The 21,782-nt window shown below is 72.4% G+C and carries 17 protein-coding genes and 1 pseudogene; 7 read left to right on the top strand and 11 right to left on the bottom strand.

Going from position 1 to position 21,782, the window contains the following annotated elements; translation table 11 throughout:
• Window positions 1–18 precede the first annotated feature (18 nt).
• Window positions 19–1,272, top strand: coding sequence for a trans-sulfuration enzyme family protein (locus ACZ7L6_RS05280; RefSeq protein WP_471920631.1), 1,254 nt, complete (start codon window positions 19–21; stop codon window positions 1,270–1,272).
• A gap of 3 nt (window positions 1,273–1,275) precedes the next feature.
• Here the strand turns inward: ACZ7L6_RS05280 and ACZ7L6_RS05285 are convergent, their stop codons facing one another.
• From ACZ7L6_RS05285 to pdxR, 5 genes are all read right to left on the bottom strand, one after another.
• A complete protein-coding gene (locus tag ACZ7L6_RS05285; RefSeq protein ID WP_471920632.1) occupies window positions 1,276–2,718 on the bottom strand; it encodes a GNAT family N-acetyltransferase in 1,443 nt (480 codons plus the stop codon).
• Window positions 2,719–2,822: 104 nt separating this feature from the next.
• Window positions 2,823–5,465 carry a DUF7824 domain-containing protein gene (locus ACZ7L6_RS05290; RefSeq protein WP_471920633.1) on the bottom strand — a complete coding sequence of 881 codons (2,643 nt, stop codon included), beginning with the start codon at window positions 5,463–5,465 and terminating at the stop codon, window positions 2,823–2,825.
• A complete protein-coding gene (locus ACZ7L6_RS05295) occupies window positions 5,462–6,868 on the bottom strand; it encodes an SWIM zinc finger family protein (protein WP_471920634.1) in 1,407 nt (468 codons plus the stop codon). Before ACZ7L6_RS05295 ends, ACZ7L6_RS05290 begins: the two co-directional genes overlap by 4 nt.
• Before the next feature lie 173 nt (window positions 6,869–7,041).
• Window positions 7,042–8,616: an alkaline phosphatase D family protein gene (locus ACZ7L6_RS05300; RefSeq protein ID WP_471920635.1), complete on the bottom strand. Its 1,575-nt coding sequence runs from the start codon at window positions 8,614–8,616 to the stop codon at window positions 7,042–7,044.
• 160 nt (window positions 8,617–8,776) lie between these two features.
• Window positions 8,777–10,279, bottom strand: a complete 1,503-nt coding sequence (gene pdxR / locus ACZ7L6_RS05305; RefSeq protein WP_471920636.1) for a MocR-like pyridoxine biosynthesis transcription factor PdxR — start codon at window positions 10,277–10,279, stop codon at window positions 8,777–8,779.
• Window positions 10,280–10,341: 62 nt separating this feature from the next.
• On the opposite strand from pdxR, the pseudogene ACZ7L6_RS05310 reads away from it, so the two are divergent.
• A pseudogene (locus ACZ7L6_RS05310) lies at window positions 10,342–11,115 on the top strand (EamA family transporter); the annotation flags it as partial.
• A gap of 93 nt (window positions 11,116–11,208) precedes the next feature.
• Here ACZ7L6_RS05310 and ACZ7L6_RS05315 read toward each other — a convergent pair.
• Window positions 11,209–12,039 (bottom strand): alpha/beta fold hydrolase, encoded by an 831-nt coding sequence (locus tag ACZ7L6_RS05315; RefSeq protein ID WP_471920637.1) that lies wholly within the window; start codon window positions 12,037–12,039, stop codon window positions 11,209–11,211.
• Window positions 12,040–12,246: 207 nt separating this feature from the next.
• Between ACZ7L6_RS05315 and ACZ7L6_RS05320 the strand changes: the two genes are divergently transcribed.
• Complete coding sequence (locus tag ACZ7L6_RS05320) at window positions 12,247–13,131, top strand: RNA polymerase sigma-70 factor (RefSeq protein WP_471920638.1); 885 nt, start codon at window positions 12,247–12,249, stop codon at window positions 13,129–13,131.
• Between the two features lie 171 nt (window positions 13,132–13,302).
• Window positions 13,303–14,064 (top strand): GntR family transcriptional regulator, encoded by a 762-nt coding sequence (locus tag ACZ7L6_RS05325; RefSeq protein WP_471920639.1) that lies wholly within the window; start codon window positions 13,303–13,305, stop codon window positions 14,062–14,064.
• A gap of 127 nt (window positions 14,065–14,191) precedes the next feature.
• Here ACZ7L6_RS05325 and ACZ7L6_RS05330 read toward each other — a convergent pair whose 3' ends face one another.
• From ACZ7L6_RS05330 to ACZ7L6_RS05340, 3 genes are all read right to left on the bottom strand, one after another.
• Window positions 14,192–15,349 (bottom strand): ROK family protein, encoded by a 1,158-nt coding sequence (locus ACZ7L6_RS05330; protein WP_471920640.1) that lies wholly within the window; start codon window positions 15,347–15,349, stop codon window positions 14,192–14,194.
• A gap of 121 nt (window positions 15,350–15,470) precedes the next feature.
• The gene (locus ACZ7L6_RS05335) at window positions 15,471–16,136 is read right to left on the bottom strand and encodes a response regulator (RefSeq protein ID WP_471920641.1); all 666 of its coding nucleotides are present in this window, start codon (window positions 16,134–16,136) and stop codon (window positions 15,471–15,473) included.
• A 14-nt stretch (window positions 16,137–16,150) separates the two neighbouring features.
• Complete coding sequence (locus ACZ7L6_RS05340) at window positions 16,151–17,320, bottom strand: sensor histidine kinase (RefSeq protein WP_471920642.1); 1,170 nt, start codon at window positions 17,318–17,320, stop codon at window positions 16,151–16,153.
• 109 nt (window positions 17,321–17,429) lie between these two features.
• Between ACZ7L6_RS05340 and ACZ7L6_RS05345 the strand changes: the two genes are divergently transcribed.
• From ACZ7L6_RS05345 to ACZ7L6_RS05355, 3 genes are read left to right on the top strand one after another with little or no spacing between them, the layout of a single operon-like run.
• On the top strand, window positions 17,430–18,350 hold the full coding sequence (locus tag ACZ7L6_RS05345; RefSeq protein WP_471920643.1) for an ABC transporter ATP-binding protein: 921 nt from the start codon (window positions 17,430–17,432) through the stop codon (window positions 18,348–18,350).
• A gap of 3 nt (window positions 18,351–18,353) precedes the next feature.
• Entirely contained in the window at window positions 18,354–19,079 is a 726-nt protein-coding gene (locus ACZ7L6_RS05350; protein WP_471920644.1) for an ABC transporter permease, read from the top strand.
• 58 nt (window positions 19,080–19,137) lie between these two features.
• A complete protein-coding gene (locus ACZ7L6_RS05355) occupies window positions 19,138–19,566 on the top strand; it encodes a hypothetical protein (RefSeq protein WP_471920645.1) in 429 nt (142 codons plus the stop codon).
• A gap of 4 nt (window positions 19,567–19,570) precedes the next feature.
• Here ACZ7L6_RS05355 and mug read toward each other — a convergent pair whose 3' ends face one another.
• Both mug and purB read right to left on the bottom strand, forming a co-directional pair.
• Window positions 19,571–20,116, bottom strand: a complete 546-nt coding sequence (mug, locus tag ACZ7L6_RS05360) for a G/U mismatch-specific DNA glycosylase (protein ID WP_471921762.1) — start codon at window positions 20,114–20,116, stop codon at window positions 19,571–19,573.
• Window positions 20,113–21,555 carry an adenylosuccinate lyase gene (gene purB / locus ACZ7L6_RS05365; protein ID WP_471920646.1) on the bottom strand — a complete coding sequence of 481 codons (1,443 nt, stop codon included), beginning with the start codon at window positions 21,553–21,555 and terminating at the stop codon, window positions 20,113–20,115. The genes mug and purB overlap by 4 nt, the downstream gene beginning before the upstream one ends.
• Window positions 21,556–21,782: the final 227 nt, after the last annotated feature.

The following is a 21,782-nucleotide window of genomic DNA, read 5'->3' on the forward strand; positions in this document are numbered from 1 at the left end:
CTGTTCACCCTTCCGGTCATGGACACGCCCCTGGACACGCCCGCGTACGACGGCGTACGCCGCACAGCACCCAGAGCCCTCGCCACCGAGGCCGTGCACGCCGGCCGCGACGACCTGGCCCGACAGGGCCTGCATGCCCCGCCGATCGACCTGTCCACCACCTACCCCTCGTACGACAGCCGCGCCGAGGCCGCCCGCATCGACGCGTTCGCCACGACCGGCGCGGAGCCGGACGGCCCGCCCGTCTACGGCCGCCTCGGCAACCCGACCGTCGCCCGCTTCGAGACCGCCCTGGCCCGCCTGGAGGGCACCGAGGCCGCGGTCGCCTTCGCCAGCGGCATGGCCGCGCTGAGCGCGGTTCTCCTCGTACGGGCCTCGATGGGCCTGCGCCACGTCGTCGCCGTACGCCCCCTCTACGGCTGCAGCGACCACCTGCTGACCGCCGGCCTGCTGGGCTCGGAGGTGACCTGGACCGATCCGGCCGGCATCGCGGAGGCCCTGCGGCCCGACACGGGCCTGGTGATGGTCGAGTCCCCGGCGAATCCCACCCTCGCCGAGGTGGACCTGCGGGCGGTGGCCCACGCCTGCGGCTCGGTCCCGCTGCTCGCGGACAACACCTTCGCCACGCCGGTGCTCCAGCGCCCCGCCGAACAGGGCGCGCGACTGGTGCTGCACAGCGCGACCAAGTACCTCGGCGGGCACGGGGACGTGATGGCGGGCGTGGTGGCCTGCGACGAGGAGTTCGCCGGACGCCTGCGGCAGATACGGTTCGCCACGGGCGGCGTCCTGCACCCGCTGGCCGGGTACCTGCTGCTGCGCGGCCTGTCCACCCTGCCCGTGCGAGTCCGGGCCGCCTCCGCGACCGCCGCCGAACTCGCCCGCCGCCTCGCCGCCGACCCGCGGGTAGCCCGCGTCCACTACCCGCGCATCGGCGGCGCGATGATCGCCTTCGAGATCCACGGCGACCCGCACGAGGTCATCGCCGGCGTCCGCCTGATCACCCCCGCCGTGAGCCTCGGCAGCGTCGACACCCTCATCCAGCATCCGGCGTCCATCAGCCACCGCATCGTGGACGCGGACGACCGCCGCGACGCCGGGGTGAGCGACCGGTTGCTGCGGATGTCGGTGGGTCTGGAGGACGTGGAGGACGTGTGGGCGGATCTGGACGCTGCGCTGGAGCGCCCCGACAGGGGCGCGGGGCCGTATCAACATGCGGCTCCGCCGCGGGGCGCGACCAGCCACAACGAACCCGCAGTGGCCGGCCGTCACTAGCCCCTACGGTGCTTGGGCCTTCCCCCGCTCACCCGCACTCGACAGTCGCTCCGTAACCCCCACGGCGCCCTCTGGCTCAACCGGCGGAGCCAACCGCGCCGTGATGACGAGGGTCCCCTCCTCGACCTGATAGTCGAGGGGGAGCCCCAACCCACGCATCGCGGCGACCATCCCGGTGTTGGACGACTGCGTCACCGCGTACACGCTCTCGCAGCCCGCCTCCACCGCCATCCCCACCAACCTGCGGAGCAACTCGCCGCCGATGCCCCGCTGCTGCCACGCGTCCTCCACGAGCAGCGCGACCTCCGTCTCGTCACCGTCCCACAGCAGATGACCGAGCCCGACGATGCGCCCCGACGCGGTCTGCACGGCGAGCGTCCGCCCGAACCGAGGACTGAGCAGATGCCTGAGATAGCGGTCGGCATCACCGACCGGCCCGTGGTACCGCATCCTGAGCGTCCCGGCCGAGCACCGCTCGTGCATCTCCTTCGCGGCCGCCAGGTCACCGGTGTCCGCCCGCCGCACCATGATGTCGTTGCCCTCGGGCAGCGTCAGCACGTCCTGGCTGCGCGGCACGCGCGAGCCCAGCCGGGCGTCCAGCTCCACCAGTGCCCGTGCCCGCGCGAACTCGGTCGGCGTGAACGGCAGATACGGCCGCTCCACCGTGATCACTCCACCTTCCGGCGCCCGCAGCCGCATCACGGTGTCCTCCAGCGCCCCTTCCACAGGTACCGGCGCCGGCCCCCGGCCGCCCCCGGCCGGCACTGCGGGCAGCGAACGGATCGTGCACCGGCCGAGCAACTGCCGCAGCGCCAGCGGCAGTTCCGCCGCGTCCAGGGCGGTACGGGTGGCGAGGCCGAGCACCCGCGTCGGCGCGTCCACCAGATCATGGGCGTCGGCCCGCTCGATCCAGGTGCCGGCACCGCCGGCCACGGAGACCGCACGGGTGATCTCGGCAGCGGCGAGCCCGCCGGGTGAACGCAGCAGGAACTCGTCCACCGTGCCCTCGGCGAGCGGATGCGTCTGGAGACTCAGGATGTCCACCCGCAGCCCGGCGAGCGCCGTGCACAGCGTGGCCAGTGACCCCGGCTCGTCCTTCACCGTCGTCCGCATCCGCCACAGCGCACCCTCCTCGGACAGGGTCGCGGCCGCGTCCTGCGACTGGTCCGACGGCCCGGCCTGCTCCTCGGGGCGCGGCCGGGCACCGGTATCGCTCGTCGGCGGTGCGTGACCGTGGCGGCGTGCCCACCATGTGTGGAACCCCGCCGTGGCGGCCAGCACGGCCGCCGAGACCAGCAGCAGTTCTGGCCCGTCGGGCCCGTGGCCGATCAGGTTCGCCACGGCGTCGGCCACCGCCACCGCCGTGAAGAGCGCGGCGAGCTCGATGATGTCGCGCCGCCAGTGGTGTACAGGACGGCCGTGCTTCGCGCGCGTCACATCAGACATGTCTCGACTCATGCAGCCACTGTGAAGGAAGGGTGTTGCGTGATCACGAACGCTTTGTGACCGGGCGGTAAAGAGCACTTATGTCTGGTTTGCGTCGCTCGACGTCATGCGGCCACCCCCTCTGCCAGCGCGCTGCGAAGACGCCGGGCCTGGGTCACGAGCCGGGACGAGCCTCGGCGGTCCGCCGTCCGCGCCAGGTGCGGCAGTTCCTCGCGTGTCCCTGTTCGCTCGGCGCACTCCGCGGCGACGGTCAGGAGATCGGCCATGCCCCGTGCCGGTGCCGCCGCTGCCCCGCCGGTGGCGAGGTCGGCGAGCAGGACGGGCAGGGCATGCCGGAGTACGGCCCAGACGGTGCCGTTCGCCCCCGTGGCCGCCGCCGTCCGCACCGACTCCACGAGCCGCGACGCCTTCACGGCCCCGCGCCGGACCAGCTGCCCGAGATCCGCACCCAGCCGGGCCGCGTCGAGCTGCCCGCGCGCCGCCAGCACCAGCAGGGCGTCCACGGCGGCGAGCCGGTCCTCCGGATGCCGCGCGCCGAGCCCGTACGCCACGGCCAGGTGCACGGCCTCGCCGGGCTCGCCGCCGGATTCGGCGAGGAGCGGGAGTATCGCGGCGGCACCCCGGTTGTCGTCCACGGCGACCGTCGACAGGTCGTGCAGCAGCCTGAGCGCGACGAGTTCACGCCGCTCGGGGAGGAGAGCGAGCCAGTGCGGCCGTATGCCGTCGTCCCAGTGGTAGCAGTGCCGACGGTCACCGTAGACGCTCACCGGCCGGCCGAGGGGGCGGAACTCCCGCGGAAAGCCGTCCTGCAGCTCCAGGAGTTCACCGCACTCCAGCAGGATGCGCGCGCCGGCGATCCGCCGCCTAGCGACAGGCAGGGTCGGGACGTCCGCGGTGAGCCACCTCGCCAGCCGTGTCCCTTCCGCCGTGCCGAGCTCGGCCGCCCGGAGTGCGGCCGCCTCGGCCGCCCCACGGTCGTCGCGCCGCACCCGCAGCAGCGCCTGCGCGAAGTCGGCCGACGAGACCCGGGCACCCAGCCGCCCGTACGTGTCGAGGCGTGTCACGAGCTCGTCCGGCTCCAACAGGCCGGTGCTCCAGGTGGGAGTGGACAGCAGGAAGGGCAGCGGCTCCGTGCGGATCCGGTAGGCGACCTCCCAGACGCGGGCGTTGAAGGCACGGGTCAGGGCGCCGTGTACGCACTCGGACTCCGACGCCCCGTGCGGGACCGCGGCGTGCAGAGTGTCCGTGGGTATCTTGCCGAGCAGCGTCGCGAGGAGGAGTTCCAGGCGGTGCGGTTGGCCGCTGAAGTGGTCGTTCAAGCGGTACTGCGAGCACTCGGCCGTCACCCACCACAAGCGGGCGACCACAGGGCCGAGTGCCTTCACCAACGCGTCACTGTCCTGGTGGGCATGGCGCACCAACCCGTCCAGCGTGCGCTCGAACGTCGCCACGTCCGCGCCGGACGACAGCAACGCACCGACCTCCTCGGCGAGTTCGATCACGGACTCAGGAGCGGGTGCCAGGCGCACCGGCTCGGGTGGGGACGGCAGCACCTCCTCGTATGCCACCGGTACCGCGGACGCAGGAGCCGCTCCGAGGCTCTGGACCGCCCGCGCGCGCAGGACGGGGATCAACAGCTCGGCGGACGATACGAGTTCGTCCCGCGCTTGAGCGTCCTGAACCTTGCCGATATGGCGTTCCACCAGCTTCAGCGCCCGCTCCTGCACGTCCGAGTCCTCGTGCCCGAAGGCCTGGGCGGCGGCGGGCAGCACGGCCGCGACGGCGGACGCGTCGCGGGCGATCACCTTGCCCAGCAGGATCAGCTGGGCGCGCACGAGCTTCTTCTCGGTGCGGAAGAGGACGGCGCCCGACATGTCGACCAGTTGCTGTGTCGTCAGTTCACCGTCCAGGGCCAGCGAAGCCAGCACCGAGTGGGCGTGACCGGCCACCACGGACGGGGCGTCGCAGGCCAGCGCCAGCCAGTCGGCCGTGTGCTCCCGCTGCTCGTGCCGCGTCAGCGCCAGTGCCTTCAACAGCCCCAGAAAAACCCGGAGATCGGGGACGCGGCCACCCCGCAGGAGGCGGGCCACGCATGCGTCGATCATCGTCGTCCGGTCGAGCACGCCCTCGGCGGTGAGCAGGGAGAGGGCCTCGGCCCAACTGCCCGGTCCCTCACCCCTGATCCAGCCCGACATGGCGCCGATGTCGTCCGTCTCGAAGAGCGCGGCCACCAGACGTGTCAGCTGGGGCTCGAGGCGGAGACGGCCGAGCACGGTGTCCGACCGCTGCCAACCGCCGCCGATGTGCTCCAGCCAGCCCCGCAGGTACGCGTCCGCCGTCGGTGCCGGGCAGCCGGAGAGCCGTACCAGACCAGCCATCAGCTCATAGGGGACCCGCGCGCTGATCGGTCGCTGTGCCAGCCGATGAGCCACATCGCCGAGCCAGTCGGTCTCCCGGTCGCTCAGAACATCGATCAGCACCGCCGGTGACGCCCGCCACCAGCGCATCTCGGAGGCCGCGAGCCAGCTCGCCACACCTGCCGCACCGGTCTGGCACGCCGCCCCGGCCACGTGCAGGGCGGGGTAGGCACGGCGGGACTCGTCGCTCCACTGGTCCGCCCGCAGCTGCTTGCGCAGCTCCTTCAGATCGGGAAAGTGCGCCCGTCGTTCGGCGTCCGTCATCCCGTCGAGCAGACTCACCACGTCGGCCGTGCGTCCTGCCCGTACCGCGTCCAGCAGCGAACTCATGCCGCACCCCCGTCGACCCGAACCGTCTCCCGCTCCGCCACGGCGCCCCGCCGCACCATCCGCACCGCCAGCGCGTGCTTGCACGGACCGCGCCCGCCCCGGTACTTGGCCCACCACAGACAGCTGCAACTGAGCACACCCGCCTCGTCCCGCACCCGGTGCACATGGCCGTCCTCGGCCGTCACCGTCCCGACGCCGCCGTCCAGCACGACCGCGCCCGCCGCCACCAGCGCCCGGGCCGAGCGCAACCGCGGATTGTGGCGCTCCGCACGCTCGGCGTCGTACGGCAGCTCCCGGTGGAAGTAGGCCGCCTCCGCCGTGTCGTACCCGACCCGCCCCGATGTGCCCAGGCGGATCAGCGCCGCCCGGACGCGCTCGGGCGTCAGGCCCGAGGCGGCCGCCAGATCGGCGACGTCGATGCGGGGCTCCCACGCGAGGAGCACCGAGATCAGCTCCGCGTCCTCGGCGGCCTGGTCCGTGGCCAGCGCGTCGAGGACGCCGCCCTCGCCGGAGAAGCCGCGCGACGCGTCCGGCGACAGCGTCAGCGTCAGTCGCATGCCCGGCAGAACAGCCTCCCAGGCACTGGCCGTGGCGGCCGCACCGCCGGTGACCGCGGGGCCGTACACCCGCAGGGCCGTCGCATACCGCAGCACCCGCTGAAGCGCGACCAGCCGCTCCGGGCCGGGCAGGCACACCGCGCCGGGCACCGCACGCGTGGTCGGCCGCAGCGTCGCCCCCGAGGGCACCACCCACGTGGGGCCGCCCGAGGCACCGCGCGCCCCACCGCGCGGCAGCGCACGCAGGAACCGCACCGCCTCGGCGGCCGGCAGCTCGGCCCGCAGATCGAAGCCGGCCGCTGTCACCTGCGCCTCAGCGAAGCCCCGCAGCCAGCGGTCCGGCAGGGGCACCTTCTTCTCCACGACCGGGCCGTCCAGCGTGGTCACGGCCAGCTCCTCCGGGCCCACCCGCAGATGGAGCGGATCGTCCGCGCCGATCCTGGACAGCGCCTCGCGCAGGGGGTTGTTGACGTCGACGTTCGTCGTGCCGTGCCCCACCTCGCCCCCGTCGAGGCCGGACTCCAGCACGTCCAGACGGGCGTAGACCCCGCCGCAGCCGGAGAAGGACTCGAAGCGCAGCCGGTCGCCGTTGCCCGTCACCACCGGGTCGAGCGAGGCACGCAGCTGCCGCTGGTAGTACCGTGCGGCCGCCACGTCGGCCACCGCGAGCAGCCCGGCGGAGGACACCTGAGGGGACGTCAGGAAGCCCGCGAAGAACCTCGGATGGTCCTCGACACCTGCGAGCGTCGCACCCCGGGAGGTCTCGAGTCCCAGGCGCTGTCCGTCCGCCGCGGACTCCAGCACGGAGGGTCGGCAATAGGCCACGGCCTGCAAAGATCGCGTCATGGAAAAACCGTAGAGGCGACCACTGACAATCGGCCCTGACCTGCGAAAAGGCGCTCCAGCAAGGGGCGTTCGCCGAGTTCACCGGGCCGGAAACGACCGCGCCGCGCACCCGGGGATGACACGGGTGCGCGGCACGGTCTCAGGGTACGCCAGTCACTTTCAGGCTACGCGAATCACTGACCGACCCGGCCCGGCTGCAGAACCTGCGTGAACAGCACGGTGCCGTCCGACTCGCGCAGGCGCACCGTCAGCTCACCGCTGTCGCCGTCGATGTCGACCTCGCCGAAGAACTGGTAGCCGCCGGCCGGCGAGACGTTCGCGGTCGTCGGCGCCTTGATGAAGACCCGCTCCGGGCCGAAGGTGGTGTCCAGCGTGTTCGCCGGGAACGCGCCCGCGTTGAGCGGGCCGGAGACGAACTCCCAGAACGGCTCGAAGTCGGTGAAGGCCGCCCGCGACGGCTGGTAGTGCTGGGCCGAGGTGTAGTGCACGTCGGCGGTCAGCCACACCGTTCCGGTGATCCCGCGGTGCTTGATGAACCGCAGCAGCTCGGCGATCTGCAGCTCCCGCCCCAGTGGAGCTCCCGGGTCGCCCTGCGCGACGGCCTCGAAGTTCGGCTTGCCGTCGCCGGTGTCCGGCACCACCAGGCCGAGCGGCATGTCGGAGGCGATGACCTTCCACACCGCCCGGGAGCGGGCCAGTTCGCGCTTGAGCCAGTTCAGCTGCTCGGCGCCGAGGATGCCCTGTGCGTCGGTGGGCTGGTCGTCCGTCGAGTTGGCGTTGCGGTAGGTGCGCATGTCCAGCACGAACACGTCGAGAAGCGGGCCGTGGTTGACCACCCGGTACACCCGGCCATCGGGGCGGCGCAGCGTCGAGATCGGGAAGTACTCCGAGAACGCCTGCCGGGCGCGCGCGGCCAGGACGTCGACGTTCTTCTCCGTGTAGCGGGAGTCGCCGAGGATCTCGCCGGGGAACCAGTTGTTCGTCACCTCGTGGTCGTCCCACTGGACGATGGAGGGCACCTGGGCGTTGAACCGCTTGAGGTTCTCGTCGAGCAGGTTGTAGCGGAAGTTGCCGCGGAACTCGGTCAGCGTCTCGGCGACCTTGGACTTCTCCTCGGTGGTGGTGTTCCGCCAGGTGCTGCCGTCGGGCAGGGTGACCGAGGCCGCGATCGGACCGTCGGCGTAGACGTTGTCGCCGCTGCAGAGGAAGAAGTCCGGGTCCAGCGCGGCCATCGCGTTGTAGATCCGGTAGCCGCCGAAGTCCGGGTTGATGCCCCAGCCCTGCCCGGCCAGGTCGCCCGACCACACGAAGCGCACGCCGTCGCGCCGCCGCGCGGAGGCCGTACGGAACGTGCCGGTGACGGGCTCGCCGGTGCGGCGCGGGTCGTCCGGGTCGGCGAGCAGAACACGGTAGTGGATCTGCTCGCCGGACGGCAGGCCGCGCAGCCGGGTCGTGCCGGTGAAGTCCGTGCCCGCGCCGAGCAACGGGCCGTGCCATCTGCGCGCGCCCCGGAACGACTCGGTCGCGGACGTCTCCACGATCATCCGCGCCGGACGGTCGGACCGCACCCACACCAGCCCCGAGTCGGAGGTCACGTCTCCCGTCTGCACGCCCCAGCCCGCCCGCGGGCGCCCCGACAGGGCGAAGGCCGGTGCCGAGCCGAGGGCGGTGGGCAGAGTCAGGGCCGCCGACGCGGCGAGCGAGCCGCGCAGGACGCTGCGGCGGCCCGGGAACGGACGGTGTGACATGGAGGCCTCCAGAGGCGGGATCCGGCCAGTGTGCAGTGCCACAACTACTGGTGCGCCGCAGCGCACACGGAAACCACAAGTGAACAACTGACCGCATCCGCAGGGGAACCGGCGGGTAACGCGTGAGACGGGCAGACGCACGGTTCCGGTCACCTCCCGGTCAGCCCTGACGCGCGGCGACTGCCTGGGCCATCAGCCGTATGCCCGCCCGGATCCGCGTGGGCGACAGATGCGCGTATCCCAGGACCAGACGCACGCCCGGCTGCCCACTGTCCCCGGCACGCGCGTGTGTGTAGTCCGTCAGGGGCCGCACCGCCACCCCGGCCGCACCCACGCGCGTGAGGAGCCGCCCTTGCGGTCCGTACCGTTCCGGCAGCGCGGCGATGACGTGCAGACCCGCGGCGATCCCGGTCACCTCCGCGCCTGGAAAGTGCTCCTCCAGAGCGGCGACCAGGGCGTCCCGACGCTCCCGGTACGCACGCTGGCAGCGGCGCAGCTGCCGGTCGTAGTCACCGCGCTCCAGGAACCGGGCGAACAGCGCCTGATCCAGTGTGGGATGACCGAGATCCATGGTCCGCTTGCGCTCGACGACCTCCTCGGCCAGCGCCTCCGGTACGAGCAGCCAGCCGAGCCGCAGCCCCGGAGCGAGGGACTTGCTGACCGACCCCGTGTAGGCGACACGCTCCGGGTCGAGCCCCTGGAGCGCACCCACGGGAGCGCGGTCGTACCGGAAGTCGCCGTCGTAGTCGTCCTCCAGGACGAACCCGTCGACGGACCGTGCCCAGTCGAGCAGTTCGGTACGACGTCGGGCGGAGTAGGCGATGCCGGTGGGAAACTGGTGGGCGGGCGTCGTGACGACCGACCGTACGCCCGACTCCTGCAGCGGGCCGACGGCGAGCCCCTCCTCGTCCATGGGCAGCGGCACGGTGGAGACGCCGGCGGCGGCGTAGAGCGCGTCATGCTGAGGGCTTCCGGGGTTCTCGACCCCGACTTCACGCATCCCGCGCGCGTGCAGGACGAAACCGAGCACTGTCGTCGCCTGCGACACCCCGGAGACGATCACGATGCGCTCGGGGTCCGCGACCACGCCCCGGCGGCGGGCGAGCAGCTCCGCGAGCGCCGTACGCAGCCGGGGCAGCCCGCGCGGATCCGGATAGCCGAGCTCGTGGTGCGGCAGCTCGGCCAGCACCCCGCGTTGTGCCGCCGCCCACGCGGCACGCGGGAACAGCGACACATCCGGCGTCCCGGGTACGAAGTCGGCCCGGGCGTCGGCCGAGCGCGGAGCGAGGTCACGCGCGCGTGGCCGGGCGGCCCGTACGGCACCGCCCACCCAGGTCCCGGCACCCCGGCCGCTGTGCAGATAGCCCTCCGCGGTCAACTGCTCGTACGCCTCGGTGATCAACCCGCGCGAGACGCCGAGGTCGGCGGCGAGATCCCGGCTCGACGGCAGCCGCGTACCCGGCGCGAGCCGCCCCGATCGCACGGCCTCGCGCAGTGCCGCCTGCAGCGAACGCCCACGCGCGCGTGCAGGCGCCGACGCGGCCGACAGAAGCAATTCCCAGGCGGGAGTGCCGCCATGGCGCTCGGAGCTGCTCGGATCGCTGGTGAAAGGCGTCGCGGAGGGCTCCGCGCTCCCGGCGGGATTGGTCTCCGATGGCGTCATGAAAGTGGACCTTAATCCGGACCGCATCAGTTCCTAGCGTCGCTGCCATGAATGCCACCACCATGCGCGGTGCCCTCCTCGCCGGGCTCGCCTGCGTCCTCGTCGGAGGGTCCTTCACCGCCAACAGCCTCCTCGGCGACTACCCGTACGCCGGCGGCCAGTTCCTGCGCTACGGCCTCGCCTGTCTGCTGCTCGTCCCTCTGGCCGGGCGGGACGCCACCGTCCGGCTGCGCGCGCTCGCCGCCCGTCAGTGGGCCCGCCTCGCGGTCCTTGCGGCCGTCGGCATGGTCGGCTTCAACCTGGCCGTCATCGCCGCCGAGCGCACCGCCGAGCCGGCGGTTCCCGGGGTCTTCGTCGGTTGCGCGCCCGTAGTCGTGGCCGTCGTCGCCCCCCTGCTGGACGGGCGCCGGCCTCAACGCGCCGTGCTGTACGGGGCGTTGCTCGTGGCCGTCGGCGCGTTCACGGTCCAGGGCTGGGGCCGTACGGACGCCGTCGGCATCGCCTTCTCCGCGTGCGCACTGGTCGGCGAGGTCGGCTTCGCGGTCCTCGCCGTGCCCGTGTTGCGGCCCCTGGGCCCGCGACTGCTGTCCGCCACGGTGTGCGGGATCGCCGCCGCCGAGTCCGCGGCGGCCGGGTTGCTTCTGGACGGCGCCGCGTGGCTGCGACGGCCGGACGCCATGGAGACCGGGGCCCTCCTGTGGCAGGCGGTGGTCGTGACCGTCGTAGGCTTCGTGTGCTGGTACGTGGGCATGCAGCGGATCGGCGCCGAGCGCGCAACGCTCTTCTCCGGCCTCATCCCGGTCGCCGCCGCCGGCACCGCCCCGCTCGTCGGAACCGGCTCCTACGGCGCCGTCCAGGTCCTGGGCAGCGCCCTGGTCGGCGCCGGAGTGGTCCTGGGCTCCGGCGCCTTGACGCGTGCCCCGCGCGGATCAGCGGCTGCCGTCGAGGATGACGCGGGCGACCAGGGCCGGGTCGTCGTTCATCGGGCAGTGGCCGCAGCCGGGCAGCCTGACGAGGCGCGCCCGGGGAATGATCTGCTTGGCGCGCACCCCTTGGCGGCGCACGAGCAGCCGGTCCCGGCTGCCCCACGCCACGGTGACCGGGACCCCGGGAATGTCGTCGGCGAACCGGACGGTCCGTCCGGCCCTGAGAGTCTGGTCGAATCCCGTGGCCCCCGCCAGCGCGAGCGTCTCGGCGACCACGGCCTCGGGTGACCGTCGGCCCGGGCGGGCGTAGATCGTGCTCGTCAGGACTGTGCGGCCGGCCGCCGACCTGGACAACTGCTCCACCAGCGGCAGCGGAAGCCGCCGGGAGATGTGCCGCATCGCCAGCAGCACACCGAAGGCGTAGCGCCGCTCGGCCTCGGACCAGAAGCCGGCCGGGGAAAGGGCGGTGACGGACCGCACGAGCTGCTCGCGGCCCAGCTCCAGGGCGATGAGCCCGCCCAGCGAGTTGCCCACGACATGCGGCCGGTCGAGCTCCATGGCCGCGCAGAACGCACCGAACACGGCCGTCGTCGTGGCCAGGTCGTAGGTGAGGTCGTCCGGCAGTCCCGGAGACGCCCCGAAGCCGGGCAGATCCACGGAGATCACGTCGCGCTCGGTCGCGAGGATGTCCACCACCGGGTCCCAGACCTGCCGGTGGTGACCGATGCCGTGCAGCAGGAGCAGCGGTTCGCCGCTCCCCACACGCGCGTAGTCGACGGTCACGCTCTGCGGGCCGCGAGGAGAGGGGACCTTGAAGGAGACGGTGGCGGACATGGGGTGCTCCTCGGGTGGGACACGCTGACGGACGGCCGTAGACAGCTTGTCAGCAATCGCTACTGACGGGTAGACCCTGGCGGCCGCCGACCATGGACCCGACGCGACCCCCAATCCGCCCTGGGCCCCGCCGGGTTGACACGGCACCTGTCCGAGGACGCCGATTTCGCCTGGACACGGGTCGGACGCGTCGGCTGGGATGGTGGGGTGACCACCGAAACCGAGACCGACGTCTTCGAAGAGCATCGCCCCGTCCTCCTGGGAGTCGCCTATCGCATGCTCGGCCGCGTAGCCGACGCGGAGGACGTGGTGCAGGAGGCCTGGCTGCGCTGGTCCGGTGCCGACCGGTCCGAGGTGCGCGAACCGCGCGCCTACCTGGTGCGCATCACCACCCGCCTCGCCATCGACCGGCTCCGCCAGGTCAAGGCGCGGGGCGAGACCTACGTCGGACCCTGGCTGCCCGAGCCGTACGTCACCGACTTCGGCGACAGCGTCCCGGACACCGCGGAGCGGGCCGTCCTCGCCGACTCCGTCTCCCTCGCCGTCCTCGTCGTCCTGGAGTCGCTCTCGCCCCTGGAACGCGCGGTGTTCGTCCTCAGGGAGGCCTTCGGCTACCCGTACGCGGAGATCGCCGCGATGCTCGACCGCGGCGAGGCGGCGGTGCGCCAGCTCGCCGGACGGGCCCGCAAGCACGTCGACGAGCGGCGGCCCCGCTACGAGGTCGACCCCAACCAGCGCCGCGACCTCACCGAACGGTTCCTGGCCGCGGCCGCGGAGGGTGACCTCGAGGGGCTCATGTCGCTGCTGGCCCCGGACGTCCGCCTCGTCGGCGACAGCGGCGGCAAGGCGAAGGCGCCGGTGCGTGTGCTGGAGACGGCCGACAAGGTGGGCCGCTTCGTCATCGGTGCCGCCCGCAAGGGCGTCGGCGACGTGTCGTTCCGGTTCCTGGAGATCAACGGCGGCCCGGCGCTGCTGGTGCTCTCCGGCGACAAGCCCGACTCCGTCTTCCAGCTGGACGTCCTGGACGGCCGCATCCAGTCGGTCTACATCATCCGCAACCCCGACAAGCTGAGGTCGCTGGCAACGGCGTAGATCCCGCCGCCGCGTGACGGCCTTGACCGTGCGCGGCCGTCCCGTGAACGTTCCCGGCGATTGGTATTGACCAAGGGTGAAGGCCGCCCTATGGTCGCAGAGAAGTGCAACAACCTTTAATAAACAAGGGCGCTAAAACGCCGCCGGGCCACGGCGATTGCGGAGGACAGGGTGGGGACCACGCAGCTGGAAACGGTGCCGGAACCGAAGTACTGGCATCTCAGGACCGTGCTCAGTGAGGCACTGGACTCCGAGTTCACCGTCGGTGAGATCCTGCCCAACGAGCGCGACCTGGCGGCCCGCTTCGGCGTCGCCCGGGCCACGCTCCGCCAGGCACTGGAGCAGCTCGAACTGGAGGGCAGGCTGCAGCGCCGCCGCGGTGTCGGTACGACCGTCGCGCCGCCGCGCGTGGGCGTGGCCGTCGGCCGTGAGCAGCACGCCTGGCCGGGTACGGCCGACGACGTCTGGCAGCCCACGGACTGCACGCAGGCGGTTCCGCCCGCGTCCGTCGCCGACGCCCTGGAGAGCGGCCGGGACGAGCCCGTGCACATCGTGCGCCGCTCCCGCGTGACGCACGGTCAGCCCGTCGCCGCCGAGCTGCTCTACATCCCGCAGTCGTCGGTGCCCGACCTCTCCGCCATCGACGCCCCGTCCGGAGCGGCACGCGCGCGTGCCGTGCTGCGCGAGCTGCAGCGCCTGGAACTCGAGGGCCAGGAGAACGCCGTCGAGCTGGGCTCGGCCCGCGCGGACGACGCCAAGGAGCTGGACCGGCTCCCGGGGGCGCCCGTCCTCGTCGTGACCACCCGCTACCTCGCCGAGGGCTGCACGGCCGCCCTCTCCGTCGCCACGTACCGCGCCGACACCTGCCGGCTGACCTTCGGCGACTCCGGCGGCGTGGAGATCCACCAGGACCCGGAGCGCCGGGCGTCCTGACCGCCGTACCGACGCATGTCCTCGCGCCTCGGAGCACTGCATCGCTCCGGGGCGCGAAGCGTTCATCAGGACAGCCTTCGCTCCACCGTCGGTGAACCGGGGACCGGCTGCCGCGTGCGGGCGGCCGTCAGCGCCGTCCCGTCACCGTCCCCTCCACCGCGAACAGCTGCTCCTCCACGTGGTCGAGGGCCAGCCGCAGTGCGCCCGTCGCCACCGCGGCCTCGCCGAGCAGGGACAGGGCGACCTTCGGCGGGCGCAGGCAGTAGCGGGCCAGTTCGCGTCGCAGGGGCTCCAGTACGCCGTCCAGGCCCGACGCCCAGCCACCGATGACGACCAGCTCGGGGTCGAGGGCGAGGACGAGGGCGGCCACGTCGTGGACGAGGCGCTGGATGAAGCGGTCGACGGCCGCGCGGGCCCGGTCGTCGCCCTCGCGGGCCTGCGTGAAGACCTTGGCCACGGCGTGCTCGTCTAGCGGGCGCAGCGGCTCGTCCGTGGTGGACAGCAGGGTCTCGGGCGTCGCCTCGCGGCCCAGCAGATGCAGCGCGCCGATCTCGCCGGCCGCACCGCCGAACCCCCGGTGCAACTGCCCGCCGATCAGCGAACCGGCGCCCGGACTCAGCCCGGCCAGCACGAACACGACGTCGTCGGACTCGGTGGCCGAGCCCTTCCAGTGCTCGGCGACCGCCGCCGCGTTGGCGTCGTTCTCGACGAGGACCGGGCACTTGAAGGACCGGCTCAGCCGCTCGCCCAGCCTGAGCCCCGTCCACTCGGGCAGCGCGGCGCCCAGCCGCACCGTCCCGTCCGCCTCGACGATGCCCGGCGTCGCGACGCCCACGGCCCGCAGGGAGCCGCGTGCGACACCGGCCCGGCGCAGCAGCTCGGCGACCGCCGTACGCACCCGTTCGAGCCGTTCGTCCGCCGGAGCCGTCTCGTCCACGTCCTTGACGATGGAGCCGAGCACCCGTCCGTCCAGGTCGGCGAGGAGCGCGGCGACCCGATGCGCCCCGATGTCCACGCCCAGCAGATGACCGGCCTCGGCCCGGAACCGGAACCGCCGCGCGGGCCGCCCCTGACGCCGGACGACGCTCTCGTCGGCCGCCTTCTCGATGACGTAACCCGCCTCGATGAGCCCCTCGATGACGCCCTCGACGGTGGGCCGGGACAGTCCGGTCACCCGGGTGATCTCCGTCAGCGTCGCGGCGTCCGTGGCACGCAGCGCGTGCAGCACCACCGCGGAGTTGATCCTTCGCAGCAGCGAGGGATCCCCGCCGGTCAGCCGCGCCAACGTCCGTCCTCCCAGCTCGTGCGCATGTTGGGCGGATGGTACTCGCCGGGGCGGACACCGGCGAGTGGCGGGCCCGCACCGAGTGCGAGTGACGGGCGCGCACTAAGGCGCAGGGTGCGGCTCACCCCGGCGTCACGAACCCCGATTCGTACGCCGTGATCACCGCCTGCGTGCGGTCCCGCGCCCCCAGCTTCGCCAGGACGGCACTCACATGCGACTTCACCGTCTCCGTCCCGACCACCAGCCGGGAGGCGATCTCCGCGTTCGACAGGCCGCGTGCCATCAGCCGCAGCACCTCGGCCTCCCGCTCGGTCAGCCCGGCCCGTTCCAGGACAGCGCGCGCCGTCCGGTTCCCGCGGTCGCTGTCGCCGTACTGCGCGGCGAGCTGCCGCACCGACGCGGGGAACAGCAGCGACTCGCCCTCGGCGACCAGCCGCACCGCGTGCACGATCTCGGCCGGCCGCGCCCGCTTCAGCAGGAAGCCGTCTGCGCCGGCCCGCAGCGCCTCGTACACGTACTCGTCGTTCTCGAAGGTGGTCACGACGAGGATCTTCGGCGGCTCGTCGACCGTGCGCAGCACCGCGCGCGTGGCCTCGATCCCGTCCAGCAGCGGCATCCGTACGTCCATGGCCACCACGTCGGGCCGCAACTGCCGCACCAGCGGAATCACGGCAGCCCCGTCCGCCGCCTCCCCGACGACCTCGATGTCGGGCTGTGCCTCCAGCACGGCGCGCAGACCCGCGCGTACGAGGGGTTCGTCGTCGACGAGGAGCACGGTGACCGGCATCCGGCCAGCCTAGATCAACTCACCGGTAGTTCGACGTGCACCTGCCAGTCGCCTCGGTCCGGGCCGGTCCGCGCGTGTCCGCCCAGCAGGGCGGCGCGCTCGCGTATGCCGCGCAGCCCGCTGCCTCTGCCAGGCTCGGGTATCTCGGCGGTCAGCGGATTGCGGATCTCCAGGGTGAGCGTGCCGTCCTCGACGGCGATGCGGACCCGGGCCGGTACCGAGTCGCCGTGCCGCAGCACATTGGTCAGGGACTCCTGGAGGATGCGGTAGCCCTCCCGGGAGACCGGCCCCGGCACGGTGTCCAGCGGTCCCGTCATCTCGACGTCGACCTTCGCGCCCGACGCCCGCGCGGACTCCAGCAGCCGGTCGGCGTCCGTGAGCGTCGGGCGGCTGCTGACCGGCCGCTCGGACTCGCGCAGGACGCCGAGGACCCTTTCCAGGTCCTCCAGGGCGGCCCGGCCGGTCTCCTCGATGGCGGCCAGGGCCCGGTCGGTGAAGGCGGGATCGCCGGCCGCGCGGGCCGCGCCCGCCTGCACGACGGCCACGGTCAGGGCATGGCCGATGGAGTCGTGGAGCTCGCGGGCGATGCGCGTGCGTTCCAGCAGCTGCTCGGTGCGTTCCTCCAAGGCGGCCAGGCGCTCCGCGGGGGAGGGGCCGAGGAGGCGCAGGGCGAGTGCGGTCATGAGACGGCCCGAGGCCACCACGGTCACTGCCAGGGCGGCCAAGAGCAACGGCAGCAACAGCAGATGCCACCCGGAGTGGCCGTCGGGCACGAAGAGCCCGCCCTCCGCGAAGTCCCGGTCGGATCGCGCGGACACCAGGTCCACCATGGCGAAGAGCAGTTGCGCGACGAGTGTCGAGGTCGTGTAGCCGAGCAGCAGCCGGGCCTCCAGCCATACGACGAGCCGCCCCCGGTCACCCCAGGAGACGGACGGCGCGACGACGATCTCGGCGCTCCCTTCGTCGTGCCGGTGACCGGTCAGCAGCAGCCTCGCCTGGAGCCCCTCCACGGTGCGCATCGCGGGCACCAGCCCGGCGGGGACGAGGGCCGCGCCCGCCACCACCCAGATCCACCACTCCTCCCGGATGAACATCAGCATGGACGGCCACACGACGGCGATGAACAGGTGCAGCAGTCGTGTGTACGTCACCACCCGTCCGAACGGGCGCAGCAAGCGGACCATTTCGCCATCGTGCCAGCCACCACTGACAACGGGGCTCCCTCGCACGGGGGAGACGGTCTCCACCGCCGGGGGAGGACCCGACCCACCTCCGACAGCAACGCTGACTGCCATGACCAGCATCGAAGTCCAAGCCCTCACCAAGGAGTACGGCATCCGGCGAGCCGTGGACGACCTCACCTTCACCGTCGTCCCCGGCCGCGTCACCGGCTTCCTCGGCCCCAACGGCGCCGGAAAGTCCACCACCATGCGGCTCGTCCTCGGCCTCGACCGGCCGACCTCCGGAACCGCCACGATCGGCGGCCGCCCCTACCCGGGCCTGAGCGAACCGCTGCGCCGCGTGGGCGCGTTGCTCGACGCCCAGGCCGCGCACGGCTCGCGCACCGGCCGCGACCATCTGCGCGTCCTGGCGGCGAGCAACCGCATCCCGAGCGCGCGGGTGGACGAGGTGCTGGAGGCGACGGGGCTCGCGTCGGTGGCGCGGCGCCGGGTGAAGACGTACTCCCTGGGCATGCGCCAGCGGCTCGGTATCGCCGCCGCACTCCTCGGCGACCCCGATGTCGTCATGCTCGACGAGCCCTCCAACGGCCTCGACCCCGAAGGGATCATCTGGATCCGCGAGTTGCTGCGCCGGCTCGCGGGGGAGGGGCGTACGGTCCTGGTCTCCAGCCATCTCATGAACGAGACCGCGTCCTTCGCCGACCACCTCGTGGTCCTGGGACGGGGACGGCTGCTGGCCGACACCCCGATGCGGGAGTTCATCCACGCGCGCGTGGAACCCCGCGTCCGCATCCGCACAGCGGACGACACCGCGCTCAAGGCCGCCCTCGCCCGGCACGGTCACGATGCCGTCCGGCACGAGGCCGGTCACTGGACCGTGCACCACGCGCGCGTACACGACATCGGCCGCCTCGCCTCGGAGGCGGGCGTCCCCATCCTGGAACTCGCCGCCGAGGAAGGCACGTTGGAGCAGGCCTATCTCGATCTGACCGCGACCGAGGCCGAGTTCACCGCACAGCCCCAGGAGGCCTGAACCATGACCTTCGCGCCCGTACTCCACTCGGAATGGCTCAAGATCCGCACGCTCCGCTCACTGCCGGGAGCGCTGCTGGCGCTGTTCGCCGTGACCACGGCGTTCTCCGCCCTGGCCGGCGCCGACGACAGCTCCGACCCGGAGTTCGACCCGCTCTTCACGGCGCTGTCGGGTGTCCTGCCGGGGCAGATCGCGGCCATCTCGTTCGGGGCGATGGCCGTGTCGTCGGAGTACCACGGGGGTGCGCTCCGGCTGACGCTCGCCGCGGTCCCGCAGCGCGGGCGGTGGTTCGCCGCCAAGGTGACGGCCATCGCCGTCCCGGCCCTGCTCGCCGGGCTGGTCACGGCCGTAGCGGCGCTCTTCGTGGCACGCGCGGGACTTGGCTCCGCGGCCCACGGGCTCACGGTGGCCCAGCAGATGCGTGCGGTGGTGGGCTGCGGGATCTACCTCATGCTGATCGCCCTGTTCGCGGCGGGCCTCACCGCCGTGCTGCGCAGCGGTGTGGCCACGCTCTCCGTCCTGATCCCGTTCATCCTCGTGGTGTCGTTCGTCATCGGGGACGCCGCGGGCACCGTCGCGGACTTCCTGCCGGACAAGGCCGGTCAGATCGTCCTGCACCAGACGTACGACGGCACCCTCGGGCCGTGGTCGGGACTGGCGGTGACCGCTCTGTGGACGGCGGCGGCGTTGCTGGCGGGGGCGTGGAACGTGCGGCGACGGGACGCCTGATCCCAGGAGCCGACTGACGCCCCGCCAATTGTCAGTGCGGCCGGGTTTACTGGACCACATGGACATCGCACGGCACCTCGCCCTCATCGACGAGCTGTGCTTCCGCCCCTTTCCGGCGGAGCACGGCCTGTCGGACGTCGGTGACGGCGGACCCGGCCATCACGTCGTGGTGTTGGAGCGAAGCCAGGACGACTGTGAGACGCGGGCCGCGACCGTGGAGCAGTACGAGAAGTACCGGGACGCCCTCTACGAAATGCTCGCGCTCCGCTGGGGACACACGGATCCGTACAACCTGCAGAGCGTTCTGCTGCGCACCGCGCGAGAAGAGATACCCGAGCCCTGGGCTTCGCTCAGCGCACGGGCACGTGTCGCCCACCTCTGGGAAGCGCAGGGGACGGGCCGTTGGGTCGCGGTGGCCGTCGCCGACCAGGACGGGACCGACGACGTCCAGCTCCTTGCCGTAGTCACGGAGACCGACCCACCGTGACCTGTCAGGCCTCGGCCGCCACCCGCAACCGCCCGAACTCCTCCGCCATCGTCTGCGCCGTCCAATGCGCGTTCAGGCCACTGGGATTCGGCAGCACCCACACGCGCGTGTCCCCGATCACCCGCTCCTGCGGGCCCACCCGAGCCCTGCGGTCGTCGAAAGCCGCCCGGTAGGCGGTGACCCCCACGACGGCCAGCCAGCGCGGCCGCAGCCGCGCCACCTTCGTCGCCAGCAGCCGGCCGCCCTCGCGGTACTCCTCCGAGCTCAGTTCGTCGGCCCGTGCGGTCGCCCGCGCCACGACGTTCGTGATGCCGAGCCCGTACGACAGCAACTCCTGCTGCTCCGACGGCTTCATGTGCCTCGGCGTGAACCCCGACAGGTGCAGCACCGGCCAGAAGCGGTTGCCGGGGCGGGCGAAGTGGTGACCCGTCGCCGCCGTCATCAGGCCCGGGTTGATGCCGCAGAACAGGACATGGAGACCGTCCGCGATCACGTCCGGCACCAGACGGTCGCGAGCGGCCTCCAACTCCTCGGCGGTGAAGCGTGTCAGAGGATCGCCCCAGGCGTGTACCCGGCCGCCTCCGGACGCTGCTTCACGATCTCCTCGATCCGTCCCACGACGACGCCCACCTGATCGGCCGCGGCGCCCGTGAAGGACAGCTTGTCGGCCATCAGGGCGTCCAACTGAGCGCGGTCGAGCGGGATGCGCTCGTCGGCGGCCAGCTTGTCCAGCAGCTCGTTGCGCTCGGCACCCTGCTCACGCATCGCCAGCGCGGAGGCGACGGCGTTCTCCTTGATCGCCTCGTGCGCGACCTCACGGCCCACACCCGCGCGCACCGCGCCCATCAGCACCTTGGTGGTGGCGAGGAACGGCAGGTAACGGTCCAGCTCACGGGCCACGACCGCCGGGAAGGCACCGAACTCGTCGAGCACCGTCAGGAACGTCTCCAGCAGCCCGTCCAGCGCGAAGAACGCGTCCGGCAGCGCGACCCGGCGCACCACCGAGCAGGACACGTCGCCCTCGTTCCACTGGTCGCCCGCCAGCTCGCCCGTCATCGAGGCGTAGCCGCGCAGGATCACCATGAGGCCGTTGACGCGCTCGCAGGAGCGGGTGTTCATCTTGTGCGGCATCGCGGACGAGCCGACCTGACCCGGCTTGAAGCCCTCGGTCACCAGCTCGTGCCCGGCCATCAGCCGGATCGTCTTCGCCAGCGACGACGGCGCCGCCGCCAGCTGCACCAGCGCGGTCACCACCTCGTAGTCCAGCGAGCGCGGGTAGACCTGGCCGACCGAGGTGAACGCCTGCGAGAAGCCCAGGTGCCGGGCGATACGGCCCTCCAGCTCCGACAGCTTCGCCGCGTCCCCGCCGAGCAGGTCCAGCATGTCCTGCGCCGTACCCACCGGGCCCTTGATACCGCGCAGCGGGTAGCGGCCCAGCAGCTCCTCGACGCGGCCGTACGCGACGAGGAGCTCGTCGGCGGCGGTCGCGAAGCGCTTGCCCAGCGTCGTGGCCTGGGCGGCGACGTTGTGCGAGCGGCCGGCCATGACCAGTTCGCCGTACTCACCGGCCAGCCTGCCCAGGCGGGCGAGGACGGCCACCGTGCGGTCGCGCATCAGCTCCAGCGACAGCCGGATCTGCAGCTGCTCGACGTTCTCGGTGAGATCGCGGGACGTCATGCCCTTGTGCACGTGCTCGTGCCCGGCGAGGTCGTTGAACTCCTCGATCCGCGCCTTCACATCATGCCGCGTGACCTTCTCGCGCTCGGCGATCGAGGCCAGGTCGACGGTGTCGAGGACACGCTCGTAGTCGGCGATCGCCTCGTCCGGCACCTCGATGCCGAGGTCCTTCTGAGCCCGCAGCACGGCGAGCCAGAGCTGCCGCTCCAGCTTCACCTTCTGCTCGGGGGACCAGAGCGTGGCGAGCTCGGCGGAGGCGTAGCGTCCGGCGAGGACGTTCGGGATGCGGGGCTTGGCGGGCGCAGAAGTCACGTGTACGGAGTTTACCCGGCGGCCGGCGGGGCCCAGTGCCCGGCCGTCGGAGTGAGGCCGTCGGCCGAATGCGGGCGATCGAGTGAATTCCCTGGCGACAGACGCGTCCCGGGTCCCTGGGGCCTCCATTTCTCGTTCATAGTCACCAGGTCGTGGTGAGTGTGAACGTGCGACATCACGACTCCTGCGATGACCTGCGAATCCCGGCAATCGACAAGACCGCGTCA

Source organism: Streptomyces sp. NPDC107522, from assembly GCF_055657525.1.